Origin of the sequence: Rhizobium sp. CFBP 13726, from assembly GCF_014841925.1 — a bacterium.
In the GTDB taxonomy this organism is placed as follows: Bacteria; Pseudomonadota; Alphaproteobacteria; order Rhizobiales; family Rhizobiaceae; genus Neorhizobium; species Neorhizobium soli.
Window position 1 is genome coordinate 1,048,918 of sequence record NZ_JACYUU010000002.1, and the last position, 20,198, is coordinate 1,069,115.

At 62.0% G+C, this 20,198-nt stretch carries 21 protein-coding genes; 10 read left to right on the forward strand and 11 right to left on the reverse strand.

The genetic code is table 11. The features are described from left to right. Positions 1-56 precede the first annotated feature (56 nt). Entirely contained in the window at positions 57-830 is a 774-nt protein-coding gene (locus IFT66_RS12255) for an endonuclease/exonuclease/phosphatase family protein (RefSeq protein ID WP_192077739.1), read from the forward strand. Here IFT66_RS12255 and IFT66_RS12260 read toward each other — a convergent pair. Together IFT66_RS12260 and IFT66_RS12265 are read right to left on the reverse strand one after the other, a co-directional pair. After that, positions 827-1,651, reverse strand: coding sequence for a phosphoribosyltransferase (locus tag IFT66_RS12260; RefSeq protein WP_342344767.1), 825 nt, complete (start codon positions 1,649-1,651; stop codon positions 827-829). The two genes, IFT66_RS12255 and IFT66_RS12260, sit on opposite strands and share 4 nt — an antisense overlap. Positions 1,652-1,793: 142 nt before the next feature. After that, entirely contained in the window at positions 1,794-2,348 is a 555-nt protein-coding gene (locus IFT66_RS12265; RefSeq protein WP_192077740.1) for a helix-turn-helix domain-containing protein, read from the reverse strand. Positions 2,349-2,443: 95 nt separating this feature from the next. On the opposite strand from IFT66_RS12265, the gene IFT66_RS12270 reads away from it, so the two are divergent. Continuing rightward, complete coding sequence (locus IFT66_RS12270; RefSeq protein WP_199864810.1) at positions 2,444-3,808, forward strand: LLM class flavin-dependent oxidoreductase; 1,365 nt, start codon at positions 2,444-2,446, stop codon at positions 3,806-3,808. An 88-nt stretch (positions 3,809-3,896) separates the two neighbouring features. Continuing rightward, entirely contained in the window at positions 3,897-5,099 is a 1,203-nt protein-coding gene (locus tag IFT66_RS12275; protein WP_192077741.1) for a pyridoxal phosphate-dependent aminotransferase, read from the forward strand. 32 nt (positions 5,100-5,131) lie between these two features. On the opposite strand, the gene IFT66_RS12280 is transcribed toward IFT66_RS12275, so the two are convergent. Together IFT66_RS12280 and IFT66_RS12285 are read right to left on the reverse strand one after the other, a co-directional pair. Beyond that, positions 5,132-5,437 (reverse strand): hypothetical protein, encoded by a 306-nt coding sequence (locus tag IFT66_RS12280; protein WP_192077742.1) that lies wholly within the window; start codon positions 5,435-5,437, stop codon positions 5,132-5,134. A gap of 79 nt (positions 5,438-5,516) precedes the next feature. Beyond that, entirely contained in the window at positions 5,517-5,894 is a 378-nt protein-coding gene (locus tag IFT66_RS12285) for a winged helix-turn-helix transcriptional regulator (RefSeq protein WP_192077743.1), read from the reverse strand. Positions 5,895-6,002: 108 nt separating this feature from the next. Here IFT66_RS12285 and IFT66_RS12290 point away from each other — a divergent pair, with 108 nt between their 5' ends. Then, positions 6,003-7,064, forward strand: coding sequence for an SDR family oxidoreductase (locus tag IFT66_RS12290; protein WP_062581917.1), 1,062 nt, complete (start codon positions 6,003-6,005; stop codon positions 7,062-7,064). Between the two features lie 51 nt (positions 7,065-7,115). Here the strand turns inward: IFT66_RS12290 and alaE are convergent, their stop codons facing one another. From alaE to IFT66_RS12305, 3 genes are all read right to left on the reverse strand, one after another. After that, positions 7,116-7,580, reverse strand: coding sequence for an L-alanine exporter AlaE (alaE, locus tag IFT66_RS12295; RefSeq protein WP_113111843.1), 465 nt, complete (start codon positions 7,578-7,580; stop codon positions 7,116-7,118). A 75-nt stretch (positions 7,581-7,655) separates the two neighbouring features. Beyond that, positions 7,656-8,912 carry a DUF763 domain-containing protein gene (locus tag IFT66_RS12300; RefSeq protein WP_192077744.1) on the reverse strand — a complete coding sequence of 419 codons (1,257 nt, stop codon included), beginning with the start codon at positions 8,910-8,912 and terminating at the stop codon, positions 7,656-7,658. 26 nt (positions 8,913-8,938) lie between these two features. After that, positions 8,939-10,135, reverse strand: coding sequence for an aminotransferase (locus IFT66_RS12305; protein ID WP_192077745.1), 1,197 nt, complete (start codon positions 10,133-10,135; stop codon positions 8,939-8,941). Between the two features lie 90 nt (positions 10,136-10,225). Here IFT66_RS12305 and IFT66_RS12310 point away from each other — a divergent pair, with 90 nt between their 5' ends. Then, positions 10,226-10,885 (forward strand): sulfite oxidase-like oxidoreductase, encoded by a 660-nt coding sequence (locus IFT66_RS12310; RefSeq protein WP_192077746.1) that lies wholly within the window; start codon positions 10,226-10,228, stop codon positions 10,883-10,885. 457 nt (positions 10,886-11,342) lie between these two features. Here IFT66_RS12310 and IFT66_RS12315 read toward each other — a convergent pair whose 3' ends face one another. Genes IFT66_RS12315 through IFT66_RS12325 form a run of 3 tightly spaced genes read right to left on the reverse strand, consistent with a single transcriptional unit; the run spans position 11,343 to position 15,125 of the window. After that, positions 11,343-13,634, reverse strand: coding sequence for a xanthine dehydrogenase family protein molybdopterin-binding subunit (locus IFT66_RS12315; protein ID WP_192077747.1), 2,292 nt, complete (start codon positions 13,632-13,634; stop codon positions 11,343-11,345). Next, positions 13,631-14,629, reverse strand: coding sequence for an FAD binding domain-containing protein (locus IFT66_RS12320; RefSeq protein ID WP_192077748.1), 999 nt, complete (start codon positions 14,627-14,629; stop codon positions 13,631-13,633). Before IFT66_RS12320 ends, IFT66_RS12315 begins: the two co-directional genes overlap by 4 nt. After that, positions 14,622-15,125 (reverse strand): (2Fe-2S)-binding protein, encoded by a 504-nt coding sequence (locus tag IFT66_RS12325; RefSeq protein WP_192077749.1) that lies wholly within the window; start codon positions 15,123-15,125, stop codon positions 14,622-14,624. The genes IFT66_RS12320 and IFT66_RS12325 overlap by 8 nt, the downstream gene beginning before the upstream one ends. A 263-nt stretch (positions 15,126-15,388) precedes the next feature. Between IFT66_RS12325 and IFT66_RS12330 the strand changes: the two genes are divergently transcribed. The 3 genes from IFT66_RS12330 to IFT66_RS12340 all read left to right on the forward strand — a co-directional run bounded on the left by IFT66_RS12330 (position 15,389) and on the right by IFT66_RS12340 (position 18,241). Next, a complete protein-coding gene (locus IFT66_RS12330) occupies positions 15,389-16,036 on the forward strand; it encodes a TetR/AcrR family transcriptional regulator (protein ID WP_192077750.1) in 648 nt (215 codons plus the stop codon). Positions 16,037-16,115: 79 nt separating this feature from the next. Beyond that, complete coding sequence (locus IFT66_RS12335; protein ID WP_192077751.1) at positions 16,116-17,222, forward strand: carbohydrate kinase; 1,107 nt, start codon at positions 16,116-16,118, stop codon at positions 17,220-17,222. 95 nt (positions 17,223-17,317) lie between these two features. Next, positions 17,318-18,241, forward strand: coding sequence for a pseudouridine-5'-phosphate glycosidase (locus tag IFT66_RS12340; RefSeq protein ID WP_192077752.1), 924 nt, complete (start codon positions 17,318-17,320; stop codon positions 18,239-18,241). Positions 18,242-18,342: 101 nt separating this feature from the next. Here IFT66_RS12340 and IFT66_RS12345 read toward each other — a convergent pair whose 3' ends face one another. Further along, entirely contained in the window at positions 18,343-18,945 is a 603-nt protein-coding gene (locus IFT66_RS12345; RefSeq protein ID WP_192077753.1) for a DUF2026 family protein, read from the reverse strand. Positions 18,946-19,155: 210 nt separating this feature from the next. Here IFT66_RS12345 and IFT66_RS12350 point away from each other — a divergent pair, with 210 nt between their 5' ends. Then, complete coding sequence (locus tag IFT66_RS12350) at positions 19,156-19,797, forward strand: SatD family protein (protein WP_113111834.1); 642 nt, start codon at positions 19,156-19,158, stop codon at positions 19,795-19,797. Next, a complete protein-coding gene (locus tag IFT66_RS12355) occupies positions 19,794-20,198 on the forward strand; it encodes a hypothetical protein (protein WP_062581889.1) in 405 nt (134 codons plus the stop codon). Before IFT66_RS12350 ends, IFT66_RS12355 begins: the two co-directional genes overlap by 4 nt.

Genomic DNA, 20,198 nt, shown 5'->3' on the forward strand with positions numbered 1-20,198 from the left:
CTCCATTCATGCTGTGCAGGGTGGAACGAAATGACTGTCCAAGGTGTTCCCGCGCTATGATCGATGCGCTTCCCAAACCGCCCTCCGACACCTCGCCTCAAACTTCCTCCCGGCGCCGCCTGAAAATCCTGAGCTACAACGTGCATAGCTGCATCGGCGCCGATCGACGGCTCGATCCCGCGCGGATCGCCGACGTCATCTCGGAGTTGAAGCCTGATATTATCGGCCTGCAGGAACTGGATGTCGGCCGCTCGCGCACCGGTGGCGTCGATCAGGTCGATATCATCGCCCGCGAGGTGGAGATGGACTACCATTTTCACGCGGCGCTGCATGTGGCCGAGGAACGCTACGGCGACGCCATTCTGACATCCCTGCCGCTGAAAGTGATCAAGGCCGACATGCTTTCCTCGATCGGCGAGCAGCGCGGCGCAGTCTGGGTGGAAATCGACGTCGGTGGCAAACCGCTGCAGGTCTTCAACACCCATCTCGGACTCCGCGGTAAAGACCGGATGGCGCAGATGACGGAGCTGACGGGCCCGGACTGGCTCGGCGGCCTCGAGAAGGAAAACCCGGCGCGCATTCTGATCGGCGACTTCAACTCGACACCGATCACGAGGACCTACCGGCATGCGGCCAAGCGCCTGACCGATGTGCAGACGGCGCTTGTCAAACCGTGGCGGGCAACGTTTCCGTCCCGCTTTCCGCTGCTTCGGCTCGACCACATCTTTGTTTCCGACAGCATCAAGGTGATCGATGCGGAAGTGGTCTCGACACCGCTGACGCGGCGGGCATCCGACCACTTGCCGTTGTTGGCGACGATTGAAATCTAGTTGAGCAACCGCTCCGACCGTCTGGCTTCCTTGAGCAGCCGGACGACGTCCTGATCGGTGGTTTCCGGGAAATCCTCGTAGTGGTCACCCACATCGCCGAATGTTGGCGGGATCGACAGGCAGACCACGTCTTCAACCTTGTCCCTGATTGCATCGAGCGTGTCCTGCGAGGCGACCGGTAAGGCAAGGGTAATGATCGCGACACCCAGCTGCCTGAGCGCGTGGATGCTGACCTCCATCGACCCGGCATCGGAAAGCCCCTCATCGATCAGTATGACGTGACGCCCGGCAAGATCGTGCTCGTCGGCGTGATCCTCGCCGAAATACATCCGGTGATGGCGGTCGACCTCGGCGATCTGATGCTGCCGCTCCGTGTTAAGATAGCCAGGAGGCAGGGGAAAGCGCCGCACGCTTGCCTCGTCGATATGGACGATTGGTTCTTTGGCGTCGACAACGGCGCCGATGTTAAATTCCGGGTGGCCGGGGGCAGCGATCCTGCGCAGGATCAAGAGATCGAGATGCAGTCCAAGCCGCTGCGCCACTTCGAACGCCACCGGCACGCCGCCGCGCGGCATGGCGACCACCACGGGATCGCCGGCGACAGAGGACAAGGATTGTGAGATTTGCAGTGCCTCGGTCAGCTGCCGGCCGGCATCACTGCGATCGGCAAACTCGGGCGTTGCCGTTTCCGCCTTGCGGGCCTGCACCCGTTTCCAGAAATGACCCAATCCCAGCATCGCATCCTCCTCCCAGGCTTCGATCCGTTCTTGCGGTGTAACCGACAGGATATCGGATCGTTCCGGGCAAGAAAAGGATTTCACACTTTCTGCGGGAACAAACCGCTAGGGGTTCGTGTTCACGGACTTGTAGGTCGCATCCATCAGCGCGACCGGCAAAGTCACAATCTCCCCAACTGGCGCTTCCTTCGGGAAGCGCCTTTTTCACGTCTGCCGTTCTGCTCCGTTACCTTCGGGAAAGCGCCACAACGTAACGCGCCGGGACCTTACCGGGATTGAAGAAGACGCAGTCGGCGGGCGGCCCCAGCATGAGACAATCGCCCTCCTTCAGAGAATGCCGCACCGTGCCTTCGATGAAATCGAGCGCGCCCGCGAGAAGCCAGATCTGCTGATGCTGGAAGGCGAAGGCGGAGGCCGGATAGGGAACGCGCACGGCAGGCGGCAGCAGAACCTCGATCAGTTCGAGCGGCGCATTGGGCGGCGACAGGGCCCGGCGGGTATAGCCGGTCTCGGGATCGGTCCAGACCGGCTGGCCCGACTGGACGCGCAGCCGCTCCTCCCCGCCTTCCGCCAGTGCCAGAAGCACCGACAGCGGCAGGCCGAAAGCGCCGGACAGCCGGCCGAGCACGGCGGCCGATGGACTGGCCTCGCTGCGCTCGATCTTGCTGATCATCGCCTTCGACACGCCGGAGCGTTCGGCGAGTTCCGCAAGCGACCATTTGCGTGTCTCGCGTTCCGTTCTGAGCCGCGATGCGATGGCATCTCCAACATCTGCTTCCATGGCTTTATCCGCTTGCCTCCGAACGATCGTCTTCTATAGTGGACGATAGGAACTTATAAGAGACGCACCAGATCTGCAACGCGGAGGAATGCTCTTTGCGCGAAATCCGATTCAACGCCTTCGACATGAACTGTGTCAGCCATATCCAGCACGGATTGTGGACGCATCCGCGCGACCAGTCCAACCGTTACACCGAACTCGCCTATTGGACGGATTACGCCAAACGGCTGGAAGCCGGCCTGTTCGACGGGATTTTCCTGGCAGATGTGGTGGGCGTCTACGACGTCTATGGCGAAAGCCCGGATGCGGCCTTGAGGGGCGCCGTGCAGGTGCCGGTCAACGATCCCATGCTGCTGGTGCCGGCCATGGCGGCGGTGACGAAGCACCTCTCCTTCGGTGTGACGGCGAACCTCACCTACGAGCAACCCTTCCTGTTTGCCCGCCGCATGTCGACGCTCGATCACCTGACCGGTGGTCGGATCGGCTGGAATATCGTGACGGGCTATCTCGACAGCGCGGCGAAAGCGATCGGCCTCGACGCGCAGATGGCACATGACGACCGCTACGATCTCGCCGACGAATATATGGACGTGATCTACAAGCTGCTGGAAGGCAGCTGGGACGACGATGCCGTCGTGTTCGATCGCGCCGCTGGTATCTACGCGGATCCGGCCAAGGTTCGAAAGATCAGCCACGAAGGCCGGCAGTACCGGCTGGACGCCATGCATCTGTCCGCCCCCTCCCCGCAGAGAACGCCGGTTCTCTATCAGGCCGGCTCTTCCACCCGCGGCCGCGCCTTTGCCGCAACCCACGCCGAATGCGTCTTCGTCAACGGCCAGAAGATGGAAGGCGTGCGGGACCTCGTCCACGACATCCGCGCCCGCGCGCTCAGCGGCGGCCGAACCGCCGATGACCTGAAAGTCTTCGTCGGCGCAACCATCATCACCGGCCGCACGGAAAAGGAAGCGCAGGAAAAATTCGAGGATTACCGTAGCCATGCCAGTTCCGAGGCAGCACTTGTGCATGCCAGCGCATCGCTCGGAATCGATTTCGCGCGCTATGATCTCGACGAGCCGATCCAGACCGGCAAAAGCGATGCCATCGTCTCCAATGTCGAGGCGATGACCCGCAGCGCCGGACCGCAATGGACGAAGCGAAAGCTGCTGGACCAGATGATTCTCGGCAGCCGCCAGATGCCGATGGTGGGCTCCGCCGAACAGATCGCCGACCGCCTGCAGGAGTGGATGGAGAAAGCCGATGTCGACGGCTTCAACCTGTCGCGCACCGTGGTGCCGGAATGTTTCGACGACGTGATCGAGCTGGTGATCCCCATTCTGCAGGAACGCGGTGTCTACAAGACCGGCTATCGCGAAGGCACGCTGCGCGAAAAGCTGTTCGGTGCACTGAGACTGCCGGCCCGGCATGTGGGCGGTCGTTACCGGACGGGAAACAAGGATTGAGCGCCAGCACCATCGCCGCGCCATTTGCTCCGGCGCGGCGTATTTGCTAGAGGCGGCCCATCCTAATCCTCGAACATGAGGCCTATTCATGCGCTATGCCACGATCACCGACCGTCTCGCCCATCTCGGTTCAGGCCGCTGGGCGCTGCATCTGACCGCAAGGCGCATGAAGGCCGAGGGGGAGGACGTGGTCGAGCTGACGATCGGCGAGCCTGATGTGGTGCCTGACCGAGCGCTGCTGGATGAGGCCGCGCGCGCCATGTATGCCGGTCGCACCCGCTATTCCAACGGCCGCGGCGAGCCGGATACGCTGAAGGCGCTTGTTGCGAAATATTCGAAACGCCGCCCCGGCGTGACGGAAAAGAATTTTCTCTGCTTTCCCGGCACCCAGAGCGCGCTCTACTGCGTCATGACCGGCCTGGTTGGCGCTGGCGACGGCGTGCTGGTCGGCGATCCGCTCTACGCGACCTATGAGGGCGTCATCGCCTCCACCGGCGCGCATATGATCCCCGTGCCGCTGCGGCCGGAGAAGAAATTCCACATGCAGCCGGACGATCTCGAACGTGCCGTGACGCCGGAAGCGCGGGTGCTGCTTCTGAACACGCCGCACAACCCGACCGGTGCCGTTCTGTCAGCCTCCGAAATCGCAAGGATCGGCGAGATCTGCCGCAAGCACGATCTCTGGATCATCTGCGACGAGGTTTATGAACAGCTGATCTTCGACGGCACCAGCTTTGCCTCACCCTTTGACATGGCGGAACTGGCGGAGCGCACGATCGTGGTCTCGTCCATCTCCAAGTCGCATGCGGCACCCGGTTTCCGATCCGGCTGGGCAGCCGGCCCGGAGGAATTTTGCGAACGTCTGCTGCCGGTGTCCGAAATCATGCTGTTCGGAGTGCAGCCCTTTATTGCCGACATGACCGCCATGGCGCTGTCTGAAAACTTCCCGACAGCCGACGTGATGCGCGCCAATTATCACAGGCGCGCCGCGATCGTCGAAACTGTGCTGAAGGGCAACAATCTGGTCAAGCCGATGATGCCGGAAGGTGGGATGTTCATCCTGCTCGACGTGACGGCAACAGGCCTCGGTGGCGAGGAATTTGCCTGGGAACTGCTGCGCGAGGAAAAGGTGGCAGTCATGCCCGGCACGTCCTTCGGCGATCAGGCGGCAGGCTTTCTGCGCATATCGCTGACGGTGCCTGATGATGTGCTGGAGGGAGCGATCCGCCGCATCGGCGAACTCGCCGGCCGGATCGCGGCGCGCGAAGAAGCGCCGCCGCATATCCAGTAGTCTCTCACCCGCGGCGACCGCGGGTGGAAGTCTCAGCCGCCGATGTCGCCGGCGTCGGCCTCATGATCGCTCGGGACGCCGGAGCCTTCGGCTCCAGCCGCCTTGCGGGCGCGATTGAGTTCGACGGTTGCCGCATCCGTCTTGCGCACTGACCCATCCTCGCCGGTACCAAAGCTCTTCTCGACCTTGTGGTCAGCCTGTACATCCTCAGCCGCATCGGCGGCCGGGTGGATGCTATCCCTTGAGTGTTCGGAAACCTTGGGCTGGCTGCTGCCGAACCGGGTCGCTTCCTTGGAAGCCGTATCGGCTGCGGGGTCGACGTCTTTTTGGTCTGACATAGCAAGTCTCCCTTGTTCCCAAGGAGAACACGGTCCGGCCACCATCGTTCCATCCGAACTGGGAGGCCCAATCCCTGATCTAGGCTTCCTCGCCCTTCTTCGCTTTGAGCGCGTCCAGCGCATCGGCATTGTCTCGACCCCAACCGTAGAGCAGATCGATCAGCTCGACGAAGCGCTTGCCAAGCGGGGTCAGCGTATAATCGACTGCCGGCGGCACCGTGCCATAGACGCGCCTGATGACAAGACCCGAGGCTTCCATGTCACGCAGGGTCTGGGTCAGCATTTTCTTGGAAATGCCGGGCAGGCTGCGCAGGAGAACGCCGGTGCGCGCACAGCCCTCCAGCCGCGTATCCAGCACATGCAGGATCATGCTCGTCCATTTCGAGGAGAAAAGGTCGAGGACGCGGCGCGGTGCGCAGTCTTCGCGCCATTCGTTGTCAGGTGAGCCTGGCTGCATGATCTGTTCCCCATCTGGTTACGTCAGGGTGCCTATGTCCCATTCGGGTGCCTTCTGGCACAGTCTGCCGCAAGACACTAGATCACCGTCAGAACGACAGGAGCAATTATGACGAAAAAAGCATTGATCGTGGGCGCAAGCGGCATCGTCGGCAGCGCAACAGCAAAGGTTCTGGGTGACGACGGCTGGCAGGTTCTCGGCCTTTCGCGCACACCGCAGCAGCAGACTAACGTGACACCGGTGGCGGCGGATCTTCTCGATCCGGCCTCGCTTTCAAAAGCGCTGGCGGGTCTTGATCCCTCGCATGTGTTCATCTCGAGCTGGCTGCGACAGTCGACCGAAGCCGAAAACATCCGCGTTAATTCGTCGATGGTACGCAACGTCCTCGACGCGCTGTCTCCGGCCGGTTCGGTGAAGCACGTGGCGCTGGTGACGGGCCTCAAGCATTACCTCGGCCCATTCGAAAACTACGGCAAGGGCGCCCTGCCGCAGACGCCGTTCCGCGAGGAACAGGGCCGCCTCGAGGTCGATAATTTCTACTACGCCCAGGAAGACGAAGTGTTTGCGGCAGCCGCCCGCGACGGCTTTACCTGGAGCGTCCATCGCCCGCACACGATCGTCGGCAAGGCTGTCGGCAATGCCATGAACATGGGCACGACGCTTGCCGTCTACGCTGCCATCTGCAAGCACACCGGCCGCCCCTTCCGCTTCCCGGGCGTCGAGATGCAGTGGGAGGGTCTGACCGACATGACCAGCGCCAACCTTCTCGCCCGCCATCTCCTCTGGGCTTCCACGACACCGGGTGCAGCCAACGGCGAATTCAACGTCGTCAATGGCGATGTCTTCCGCTGGAAGTGGATGTGGAGCCGCATTGCCGCCTGGTTCGAGCTGGAACCCGCCACCTTCGATGGCACCGTACAGCCGCTCGAAAAGCAGATGGCCGAGGATGCTGCGATCTGGCGCGAGATTGCCGAGCGCCACAATCTGGCCGAACCGGATATGAACCGCCTCGTCTCGCCGTGGCATACGGATGCCGATCTCGGACGCCCGATCGAAGTCGTCACCGACATGTCGAAAAGCCGTCGTCTCGGCTTCCTTGAATACCAGCCGACCGACGATGCCTTCTTCGATCTGTTTGAAGATCTGCGCGCAAACCGTCTGATCCCGTAAGGGAGCGAGCGCCGATAGAATCATGTGCCCGGGCGTTCTTCCCGGGCGCATTCACGTGTTGAGCGACATTGGCTTCGTTCCGCCCGGCGACAGACCGAAGCGGCGCCTGATGAAGTTGAGGAAGGCTCCGTAGGGCCGACCCGATGCCAGCATGATCACGATCACACCCAGTGTTCCCCGCAAAAGCTCAGCGCTATCAGCCCCGGTGATGGCGAGGATTGCGGCATAGAGCGGCACCTGGAAGCTGACGAGCGCGAGCGTATCCCACAGGATCTGCGACATGCGCCCGGGGCCGGCAAAGCGCATCACCCAGTCTCGCCAGAGCCCGTATGGACGTCCCGACGGAACCATCAGCACGGCACCGAGAAGGCGCGCGTCAAAAACCTGCTCCCAGCTCATTCCTGCAACGAACCGCTCGTTGATGATGCCGGTCGTGGTGAAGAACAGGATGAGGGCTAACGTATCGGCCGCGAACGATCGCCACCCGGCGCTTCGCGTCTCCGTTTCATGCGTCAAATTGCTGGTCTCCCGGCCATCTCTGGAACGAGGTGCCTTCAGTTTCGGTGGATATGGGACGATCGCAGAAGGCAACTATCCCGTCCGTTTATCGTCTTCCGCCGCCGGCTCCCAGCCGAACACACTGCGTCCGCCCCATTCGTGCGAGTGGGAAAATTCGCCGGCGACGATTTCCTTGAGGTCGGGGCCGGTCACGTATTTTTCGAGCTGGCGGGCTTGGTCGTCGAGGCGGCGCAGTGCCTGCATTTCCTCGTCGCGGCCAAGCCTTGCCTTGCCGACGGCCGATTTCATCACCCTGATCGTCTCGTCATAGACCCGGATCGGTACCGGGAACGGATGCCGGTCCTTGCCGCCATGGGCGAGCGAAAACCGCGCCGGATCGGAAAAACGGCAGGGTGCGCCGTGCACGACTTCGGCGACCAACGCGAGCGCTGACACCGTCCGGGCGCCGACGCCCGGCGTCAGAAGCAGATCCTCGAAATCCTTCGGCCCACGATCGGCAGCGGCGGCAAGCGTGCCATGCAGGCGTCTCATGTTGACGTCTTCCTGACGGACGTCGTGATGGTCAGGCATGATCAGATGCGGCAATATCGGCTGCGACAGATCCTTCTTGCGCTGCCGGCCCGGATCGATGGCGATCACCTCGCGCACGATGCGGTCTGGGCCGAGCGATGCGAGCAGATCGAGCTGGCCATGGCGCGAGGCCTCTGCCCGGTGATCGGCGAGGTTGACGATGTCACCCTGGCCGCGGCCCTCGATCGCTGCATGCGGCGAATCCACGAAGCTTTTCAGGCCCTGTGACTGCCAGTGATAGCGCCGCGCCTGTTTCCGGTCGCCGTTCATGCCCTGCTGGACGACGACCCATTTGCCATCGTCGGTGACGATGAAACCGTGCAGATAGAGATCGAAACCATCCTGAACGGCGGCGCTGTCGACCTTGGCGACGAGCCGGCTGGTCTTGGCAAGCGCCAAACCATCGATGCCGACGCGGTTGCCGATGGCGATCAGTTCGTCCGGCGTCTGCCGCGAATTGCGGCCGCGACCGCCGCAGACATGAATGCCGAGTTCGCCCGACATCGGCGTCAGCCCGCGTTTGAGCGCGCCGATGACGCTGGTGGTGATGCCGGACGAATGCCAGTCCATGCCCATCACCGACCCGAAGGATTGAAACCAGAACGGATGCGCCAACCGGCTGAGCAATTCGTCACGGCCGTAATGCAGGACGATGGCTTCGGTAATGACGGCACCGAGCTTGGTCATGCGGTCGCCCAGCCACCGGGGAACCCGGCCACCATGAAGCGGAAGATCGGCGCTGCCTGCTCTTTGAACCATGGTTCCTTATAGAGCCGGCCGCCGCTTTACGACAGCGAAAAGTTCCGCAAACGTTCTTCCAGAAGACCGATGGTTTCGACATCCGCATTGGCGAAGGCAAACCGCAGATAGCCATCCTGGCCTTGCCCGAAATAGACGCCGGGGATGCAGCTGATGCCGGCGCGTTTGGCGAGCTGTTCGGCAACCTCGGCCGAGCGCCTGCCCGGGAAAGGATGCCGAACGAAGGCGAAATAGGCGCCGATCGCATCGAGTTTCCAGTCGGAGACACTGCGCATGACGGCTTTCAGCGCTTCGGCGCGGCGGCCGATTTCCTGGCGGTTTTCCTCGCGCCAGGCGGCGAGCAGCGGCAGCGCTTCGGCAACGGCTGCCTGGGCGGCACGCGGGGCGCAGATCTGCAGATTGTCCATGATCTTGGCGATCTGACCGATCGCCGCCTCGCCGGCGGTGATGGCGCCGAGCCGGTGACCGGGAATGCAGAAGGATTTGGAAAAGCTGTAGAGGCTGATCAGCGTTTCTTCCCAGCCGGACTGCGAAAACAGGCCATGGGCACGACTTCCGGCTTGCGGCAGAAAATCGCGATAGGTTTCGTCGAGGATCAGCCAGATGCCTTTTTCCTGGCAGAGCTTGAAGATCGCCTCGAGCAGCGACGGCGGATAGATGGCGCCGGTCGGATTGTTGGGCGACACCAGCGCCAGCGCCTTCACCCCATCCGTCATCGCGGCTTCGAGCGACACCAGATCCGGCAGGAACCCGTTTTCGGCAGAACAGGGCACGAAGGCGGTGCCGATGCCCATCATGGCAAGCGTCGTTTCGTGGTTGAAATAGAACGGCTCGGTCATCAGGATGGTGCTGCCGGGGCCCGCGACCGTCATCGCCGCGCAGACGAAAGCCTGGTTGCAGCCGGAGGTGATGTGGATGTTTGCCTCGCCAAGCGCTGCGCCATAGACCTCGGAGACGTGGCTTGCATAGGCGGTGCGCAGAACCGTCTCGCCCTCGATCGGGCCGTAGCCGGTATAGGCCTTGGACGACGCCGTCTCGCCCAGAAGCCGCAGCATATCCGGATGGGCGGGATAACCGGGCACCGCCTGCGACAGGTCGATCAGCGGCCCCAGAGCCTTGTCATAGGCACGACCCCAGGCCGCGACGGCTGGAACCGGTGGCAGGGACAGTTGTTCGATCAAGGGGTTGAAGCGGGCATTCAGGCGCGGATGGGAGGCGGGCATGGGGTCTCGACGAAATCTTGGGAAGGGGCATCAGGAATTGATTGCCCTTGTTGTTTATCAGATTATCCTCGGAGGCAAGGAGAACCACTTATGGACGACAATCTTCCGCAGGATTCCAAGCTCACCAGCACCAAGCGCAAATGGGCCGATGAGGGAAAATTCCTGACCGGCCGGCATGCGCGGCCCGATACCGACCGCCTGCCGCCCGGCCAGCATCTGGTCAAGAACTGGCCGGTGCTCGATCTCGGCCAGCAGCCCAGCATTTCGCCGGCGCAGTGGAAGCTCGACATCTACGGCCTCGTCAACAAGCCGACGACCTTCAACTGGGAAAGTTTCCAGGCCCTGCCGCAGACCGAGATGCGCTCCGATATCCACTGCGTGACGACCTGGTCGCGCTACGACAACGACTGGAAAGGCGTTTCCACCCGCGACCTGCTAGATGCCGTTGAGCCGACCGACAAGGCGACCGCAGTGATGCTGACCGCCTATGACGGCTACACGACCAACGTTCTCCTCTCCGATTTCGCCGTGGCCGACGCACTCATCGTCACCCACTGGGATGGCAAGCCGCTGACCGAGGAGCATGGCGGACCGGTGCGCCTCGTCGTGCCGCATCTCTACTTCTGGAAAAGCGCGAAATGGCTGAAACGGATCGACTTCCTCGGCATCGACAATGCCGGCTTCTGGGAAAAGAACGGCTACCACATGCGCGGTGATCCCTGGGCCGAGGAAAGGTATTCGGAGGATTGAGCGGCTGCGGCCTATCCCGTTGCTTTGCCTGAAAGAATATGCAACGAAAAGTTGATCACCCGTCCGTTGCTCCAGGAATTTTCATGCGTCCGATAGCCCTATTCTTACTGAGCTTTCTCGTTGTCGGCTGCAGTCCTGGCGAAAGAATTGGAGAGGTCCTGATCAGGACAGATGCGGCGGGAAAAATGGCCACAGTTTCCATGAGGAAATCGACTGGAAATCCCAAGGCAGATGCCCGCGTCATGCTGTATGCGCGCACTACGTTTCCGTCCAGAGTGCCGGATGCAAAGCCTAACTCAAGCTATACCCACTCGGTCCTTGGTGATCCGAAAAGAAGTTCTGGCGACGTAAGGGTGTGGGGACCTCTTGGGTTGCGGTAACGCCGCAAGCGACGTTCAAGCCAGCCGATACCGCAAAGTGTGAGAAAGGCTGCCGCCAGAGGCGACAGCCCATAAGATCACATCAGTTTTTCCAGCGTGATCGGCAGGTCGCGGATGCGTTTGCCTGTCGCGTGGAAGACGGCGTTGGCGATTGCCGGGGCGACGCCGACGATGCCGACTTCGCCCACTCCTTTGCCGCCCAGCGTGGATGCATCAAGATCCGGCACGCCGACCGAGATCACCTCGATATCCGGAATGTCGGCATTGGTCGGCACCAGATAGTCCGCCATGTTGCTGTTGATGGTGCGGCCGTTGCGCGGATCGACGACACCTTCCTCAAGCAGTGCCTGGCCGATGCCCATGATGATGCCGCCCTTCCACTGGCTTTCCACCAGCTTCGGATTGTAGAGGCGGCCGCAATCGAAGGCAGAGACCATGCGCGACACCCGGATCGTCCCGAAATCCTCATCGATCCGGACTTCGACGAAATGGGCAGCCCAGCTGTGCATCGAGAGGTCGCCCGAGGTCGGCCCCTGCACTTTCGACATGGTGGTCCAGGCCTGTTTCTGATCATCAGGCGACTGCGCGTTTTCGGCAAGCGTGTTGCGGCGGATCTCGAGCTCATTGCGGCCGAGAGCCTGCATCAGCTCCTGCAGCGACAGCGATGGTCCACCGCCGCGTGATGCCTCGATCCGCCCGCCAACCAGCGAGAGCGTGTTGGCGCCGGTATCGCGGAACGGCGAGCCGGTCTCGTTGAGCGCAAGGCCGATCAGTTCGTCGCGGGCTGCGATCGCGGCCTTGTGCACGGCACCGGTGATGGATCCCGCCAGCATTGATCCGCCGGCGATCGATGAGCCCGGCATGCGGCTGTCACCCAGGAGCACGTCGACCTCTGAGACCGGCACGCCGAGCGCTTCTGCTGCCGTCTGGGCAAGGATCGTATAGGTGCCCTGCCCCATGTCGATCGAGCCGCTGACCACCTCGACGCGACCGTTCGCGAGGACGCGGATCATCGCTTCCGACGGTGCCCGGATGACCGGGAACGTGCCGCAGCCGATGCCCCAGCCGATCAGCGTCTTGCCGTCCCGCATCGAGCGGGGCTGATGGCTGCGCTTTTCCCAGCCGAAGGCGGCAGCCCCTTGCGTCAAGGCTTCGCGCAGCATCCGCGTCGACCACGGCTTGCCCGACTGATAGTCGTGATCGGCATAGTTCTTCAGCCGCAGTTCCAGCGGATCCATATCCAGCTTGTAGGCAAGCTCTTCCATGGCGCTTTCGATGCCGTAGGCGCTCGGGTTCTTGCCCGGTCCCCGAAGCGCGCCCGGTGTGACGGTGTTGACCGGCACGACGCGCGACTGGGAGGAGAAGTTCTCCACCTTGTAGAGGATGGGCGTCGCTGCTCCGGTCTGTTCCGGGTAATCCATATAGACTGACGTCTCGGTCCGGCCGCGGTGGACGATCGCCTGCAGCACGCCGTCTTCGGTGGCGCCGAGCGCGATCGTCTGCCGGGTTGCCGCACGACCGCCATAGCTGGTGAAGTTCTGCGGCCGTGTGACGGCAAGCTGGACCGGCCGGCCGAGCTTTCTCGCTGCCGCAACCGCCACCGCGCCATAGGCGAGCGGCTGCCCCTTGGAGCCGAAACCGCCGCCGATATAGGGCGAGATGATCCGCACCTTTTCATAGTCCATGTCGAACCATTCGGCATACATGCGGGCCATGCCGTGCGACCACTGGCTCGGTTCCCAGATTGTCAGCTCGTCGCCGTCCCACTTGGCCGTCAGCCCGTGCGGCTCCATCGCGCAGTGATATTCGCGCGGCGTGCTGTATTCGCTTTCGATCCGGACCGGCGATGCCGCAAGGGCTGCTTCCGCATCTCCCCAGCCGATGGTGAGATTGTCCATCAGCTTGCCTTCGCCAGCCGCGGGGTCGTCGATGCTCATGACCGGCGACGTTTCCTCATAGGTGACGACAACAAGCTTTGCGGCCTCTGTCGCCTGTTCGCGGCTTTCGGCAATCACGGCTGCAATCGACTGGCCGTTGAACTGCACCTCGCGCGGCAGCGGATGATAGGGCTTGTCTTCCGGCCGGTTGCCCTGCCAGTCGGCGGAAACACGCAATCCGAGATCGTCTTCCGGTGTCAGCACCATCAGCACGCCGGGCGAAGCCAACGCTCTGGTCGCATCGACGCTGACGACGCGGCCTGCGGCAATCGTGCTCTGCACGAGGGCCGCGTGGGCGAGGTTATCGATCGGGTATTCCAGCGCATAGGTGGCAGCACCTGTGAGCTTGAGGCTGCCTTCGAACCGGGTCAGACGTCCGCCGACCATGCCGTCGGAGGCATCGCCGTGTTTGCGGGGGGGCATAATAGTCATGCGAGACCTCCAGATTTGTCCGTCGAGACCGTCTCGATCGCCCGGGCAATGACCCGTGGCGCAAGATCGATCTTGTATGTGTTATCGCCCTGCGCAACGGCGCCCTCCATGGCAAGAAGGCTCGCCGTCTTGATGGTCGAAGCGTCGAGCACTTTGCCGATCAGTGCCTGTTCGACGGCGCGCGCCCGCAATGGCTTGGTGGCAACGCCGCCAAGTGCCACGCGGATATCCCTGACCGTGCGGCCATCGTCCTCCAGTTCCAGGCCGACCGCAGCGCTTGCGGCCGCAAACTCGTAAGACTGGCGATCGCGGACCTTCAGGTAGGTGGAGTTTTTCGCGGCAGCGCTTTTGGGGATCGACAGGCCGACGATCATCTCGCCGGGCTGAAGCACGGTTTCCCGGTCCGGGGTATCGCCGGGCAGGAGGAAGAACTCGTCGAATGGAACCCTGCGGGAACCGAGATCGACGACGGCATCGAAGGCGACAAGCGCCACAGCCAGATCGCCCGGATTGGAGGCGAGACAGTGCTCGCTGGTGCCGAGAACCGCATGGTTGCGGGTGATGCCGCCAAGCGCCGAACAGCCGGAGCCGGGATTGCGCTTGTTGCAGGCCGGAAACGTGCCGGGATCGCGGAAATACGGACAGCGCGTGCGCTGCATCACGTTCCCGCCGATCGTCGCCATGTTGCGCAGCTGCGCCGACGCCGCCAGCAGGAGCGATTCCGAGACAGCCGGGAGTTCCGACTTGATCCCCGCATGATCGGCGACGTCAGACATGCGCGAAAGCGCGCCGATGGTGACCGAGCTGGGTGTGACCTCGATGCCGGAGAGACCTTTGAGATGGGAGATATCGACGACCGTCTCCGGCTCGGCAACGCCGCATTTGGCAAGGTCGATCAGGGTCGTGCCGCCCGCCAGAATGGATGCCCCTGCCTGCAGCACCGCCTGGCGGGCCTCATCGAGGGTGGCGGCGCGAAGATAGGAAAAATCACGCATCGGCCATCTCCTTATTCGAGGGAACGACGGCCTGCGCCGCCTGGCGCACCGCAGCCACGATGCTGTTATAGGCGCCGCAGCGACAGAGATTGCCGGACATATATTCGCGGATTTCCGCATCCGATCCCGCATGACCCTCACGGATACAGGCGACTGCCGACATGATCTGGCCCGGCGTGCAATAACCGCACTGGAAGGCGTCCTGCTCCAGGAAAGTCGCCTGAACCGCATGCAAGGTTCCGTCGGCCCCGGACAGTCCTTCGATCGTTTCTACCTGACGGCCTTCGACCTGGGCCGCCAGGGTGAGACAGGATAGTACCCGTCTGCCATCCACATGGCAGGTGCAGGCGCCGCACTGGCCCTGGTCGCAACCCTTTTTGGTTCCGGTGAGAACAAGATGGTCGCGCAGCGCATCGAGCAGCGTCACGCGCGGCTCGACATCGAGGTCGTAACCCTTGCCGTTGATATCGAGGTTGAGGTGAATGGTTCGTGTCATGACAGGCTCCTGCAATCTTCACGAAGAGAATTTCAAAGAATTAGGCTGGACCGGCCGTCTGGCGAGGGCATGGGTCCCTGATATCGTCTAAACGCGCGCCGCCGATCGCGGTCGATAAGGCGGAGCGACATCTTTCGACATGACATCCGGCCGCCTTCTGATCTAAAAAGACATATGCGCCGCCTCAAACGGAGGCAACTCCGTTTAAACTAGCCGCTCGCTGAGATCAGTCAAGGCTGGATTTCGAAAACATCCGTTTCAGGATGCCGGAAACCAGGATTACGACCCCAGAGAGCCTAACCACTGGAACAGGATTTCGGGCTTTGGCCACGCCGAAAAATGCACAGACCCCGGCTCCGAAACTTCGCGCGGACGCTCGCCGCAACCGCGACAAGCTGGTCGAGGTGGCAGCGCAGGCATTTGCGGAAAAGGGCGTCGAGACCTCATTGGAAGAGATTGCCCGCCAGGCCGGCGTCGGCATCGGCACGCTCTATCGGCATTTCCCGACCCGCGAACATCTGGTCGAACTCGTCTATCGCCGCGAGCTGACGGCACTGGCGGCAGCCGCGGACGAACTTGCCGCCAACCATCCGGCCGACAAGGCACTGGAGCTCTGGATGCTGCGCTTCGTGGGCTATATGGCGACCAAGCGCGGCATGGCCAACAGCCTGAAAATCATCGCCAGCTCCAACACCACACTGTTTTCCGAAGGCTTCGGAACGATACGGCATGCGCTCGACAGACTTCTAACAAACGGCCGCGAGGCCGAGCTCATCCGCAGCGATATCGGCCAGGCGGATCTGATGCATGCCATGTCGAGCATCTATTCCATTCCGGATTCGCCCGAATGGCGCGCCAGCGGCAATCGGCTGATCATGCTTCTGATGGACGGTCTTCGGGTGCGCAACTGACGGCGTGAAGCGCGCGCAAAACAACTGTTGACGCGATGAACAGTTGTTTATAAACCGTGATCCTTCACGGGAAGCCACGATGGACGATCTGACCAGCCAGGAAGCCGCCGTTCTCGGCATTATCAGGGACAATCCCTTTGCCGGACAGCAGGAGATTGCCGAGATGCTGGGGCTCGCCCGCTCCACGGTGGCGGCGCATATCGTCCAGCTGATGCAAAAGGGCCATGTTCTCGGCCGCGGCTATGTGATGCCGCAGCCGTCGCGCGCGATCTGTCTCGGCGGCGCCGTTCTCGACCGGAAATATCACGCGAAGCAGGAGATCGTGCCGGGTACGTCGAACCCGGTCGACAGCACCCGCTCGATGGGTGGCGTCGCCCGCAACGTCGCCGAAAACCTCGCCCGCCTCGGCACGCAAACCGGCTTCATCTCGATCGTCGGTGACGACGAGGGCGGCCGCACGCTGATGACCTATATGCGCGAGCGCGGCATCGACGTCAGCCAGATGATCATCAGCACTGAGCGACCGACGGCCGAATATGCGGCAATCCTCGATCCGCGCGGCGATCTTTCGCTCGGCATTGCCGACATGGGCATATTCGATCTGCTGCGGCCCGAACATCTCGACCGCGTCTGGCCGCATCTGGCTTCCGCAAGCTTCGTGTTCTCCGACTGCAATCCGCCGGCCGAGACGCTGGCAGCGCTGATCACGCGCAGGCGCGACGCGCGCTTCCGGCTGGCGATCGACGCCGTCTCGACGGTAAAGGCCATGCGCCTCCCTAAGGATTTGACCGGTATCGACCTTCTGTTCATGAATATCGATGAGGCGAACGCCATTCTCGGACTGTCGGCCCGCGAGACGATCGACGACGCGCTGAAGGCGGCACACGGCCTGCAGGCAGCCGGCGCCCGCGAGGCGGTGGTGACGATGGGGGCAGCCGGCATCGCCGTTGCCGGCATCGATGCGTCAGCCAGTTTCGAAGCGGTCGAAGCAAAAGCGATCGACATGACCGGCGCCGGCGACGCGATGATTGCCGGAACCCTGCACCGGGTGATTGCCGGCGACGACATCCACACCGCTGCCCGCATCGGCGCGCTGGTTGCGACGCTCACCACAGAAAGCGCTGCAAGCGTCCACCCCGAACTCTCCGAGGCCTTTTTGCAGGTCCATATGCACCGTTTGTCCTGAAGCACGTGAGTGCTTCCAGTGTTTAATCCCAACGCAGGTCCAGACGCAAAACCGCTCCACGGCTTTGCCGGAACTGCTTCCAGAAAGGAAATCCCATGTCTCTGCTGAAGCCGAAACTCAGCCAGGAAGTTGCAGACGCTCTCGCAAACGGCGGCGCCATCGTGGCGCTCGAATCGACCATCATCACCCATGGCATGCCCTACCCGGCCAATCTGGAGACGGCGCTATCGGTCGAGGCAGTCGTGCGTGAAAACGGCGCCGTGCCTGCTACCATCGCCGTCATCGACGGTGAACTCCGCGTCGGTCTGGAACGGGACGAGCTGGAAAATCTGGCTCAGGCCAAGGGCGTGGTCAAGGCTTCCGGCCGCGATCTCGCGGTTGCCATGGTGCGCGGCCAGACGGCGGGCACGACGGTGTCCGCCACCATGCTTCTGGCAGAGCTTACCGGCATCGAGATCTTCGCAACCGGCGGCGTCGGTGGCGTACATCGCGGCGCCGAGCAGACATTCGACATCTCCGCCGACCTGACCGAGCTTGGTCGCACCAAGACGGCCGTCGTCTGCGCCGGCGTGAAATCGATCCTCGATATCGCAAAGACGCTCGAATATCTGGAAACCCAGCGCGTGCCGGTCATTGCCTACGGCACCGAGGACTTCCCGGCCTTCTTCACCCGCCAGAGCGGCTACAAGGCCGATCACCGGCTGGATACGGCAGAAGAGATTGCAAGCGCCATGCATTTCCACCACCAGCTCGGCACCGGCACCGGCCTCCTGATCGCCAACCCGATCCCGGAAGAAGCCGCCCTGACCCCTGACTTCATCGACGGCACGATTGCCGATGCGGTGCGCGAAGCAGATGAGCGCGGCATCGGCCGCAAGGAACTGACCCCGTTCCTGCTCGCCCGCATCAACGAGCTGTCGAAGGGCGAAAGCCTGAAAGCCAATATCGAGCTGGTCCGAAACAACGCCCGCCTCGCCGCCAAGATGGCCGTGGCCTATGCGGCGCTGAAGAAGGGCTGACATCACGTGCGGCGGGGTGCGACAGCATCCCGCCCTCTAACGCCCCCGTAGCGGAGCTGGCCGCTATCGGCGAACCTGTCCCGGCCCGCAAGCCTCCGCCATCACCAGGCGCCCGAAAGCGCGTTCCCCAGCAACGGCACGCTTTTTCCCGGCTCGCTTGCGATGGACAGTGAATTCGGCATCTGCTTAGGCGACTTCCGGAACCAGTTTGCGGCAACCGAGGCCAGATCACCGATCATGGCGTGCTTGTGCCAATCCGCGAACCGCCTTGCGCTCGCCTCCGGCTCCGACTGATAGAAGAAATCGCCGGATTGCTCGAGATCGTTGATGCTTGAAGCCATTGATGACAGCGGCCGCTGGAACATCTTCGAAGGCACCCGAAGCTCGGAAGCGCTCTGCGATAACGCCGGCGCCATGAAATCGATCGCCCAGCCGTCGGCCTCCACCCAGCAATGAAAATTCTCGCCGGCACCCGTGACATACCCGTCTTCGCGCTGATCTGCGAAGAGAATGCGGGTGCCGCCGAGGTTATAGGCAGCCAGCCCACTCTTCGGCGTGGCCGTGACCCCGTAATGCTGGCGCAGGATGAACGCGCCGAACGTGCTGAAATACATTCCGGCAACGGCGGTATTGGCGTTCTCGTTGACGAGCAGGCTGTTGATGACCCGGTAAATGCGGTGATAGTCGCTCTGCTTGATCAACATGATCCGTAACCTGCCCGTTCCTGATATGGCACCCTGCCTAGGCGGCCAGCGCGGCAATGTAAACTGCAGCGTTGCAGTGGGGTTTGAACCGGTTGGAAAGGGGCAGGAGCTTTGAACCAGATTGGGGTCAATTTTCTGATTGACCCTTTTTTGGGTAAATCGTAGATTTGACCCATGATAGGGTCAAACAAAAATCCACTTGCGATCATCATGGGTGATATCGTTCAAAGCGAGATCAGCCCATCTATCGAACGCCTCCATGAACAATTTAACGCAGCGATCGACCGTCAGAACACCGAATCTGCTCGAATCCTGGCCTCGCCGCTTACGATCACCTTGGGAGACGAGTTCCAGGGTTTCGCGACCTCGCTTGCTGGTGCGATGCGGATTGCCCGCAAGATTCGATACGATTTGATGCGCGATTCCATCGACTGCCGGTTTGCAATCGGAGTTGCCGCGTTGAAAACGCCGCTCAACCCAGAGCGCGCCTGGAACATGATGGGGACGGGTCTCGCCGCCACGAGGGCGAAGCTCAACGAGAAAGCGGCCACCACCTATTACCGGTTCCACATTCCAGGCTATCAGGTGCTCGAGACCCTGCTGGAGGCAGGCGGCGCAACGCTGACCGCCATCGAACGTCGATGGACGCCGACCCAGCGTCACGACATCCAGGCCTTTCTGGCGGGAAAGACGGCAAGCGAGATCGCGAAACTACGCAATGTTTCCGTGCACAGCATCTACAAGGTCAGAAACTCTGGAGACTTTGATCTTTACCTGCTTCAATGGAATGCCATTCAAGAGGCCCTTGCCGAACTGGACGGTTCCTTGTCGCTCGAAAGGCAGCACGCATGATCCACGCACTCGTCTATACGGCTGTCGCACTGGGCTTGCTGACTTACGGAGGCAACTGGCTATGTCGCAAGCTTTTCGATCTGACCGGCCTGAAGGACATGGTCTCGGAAAGTCCTCCCTCGACCATCAGCGCCGGACGAGTGATCGGCATTCTGGAGAGGCTGATACTCGCGGCCGGGATCGTTGTTCACAGTTGGGAGATCCTCGCCGCCGTGATAGCACTGAAAACGGTCGCCAGGTTCCAGAAGCTGGATCAGCGTGAATTCGCCGAATATTTTCTGGTCGGATCCCTGTTCAGCGTCCTATGGGCACTTATTATAACCAGCGCATGGGCAGCCTACGACCACAGCCTCGGCATAGATCTTCGACAGACCATTGCCAACATGCTGGTGATCGACTGA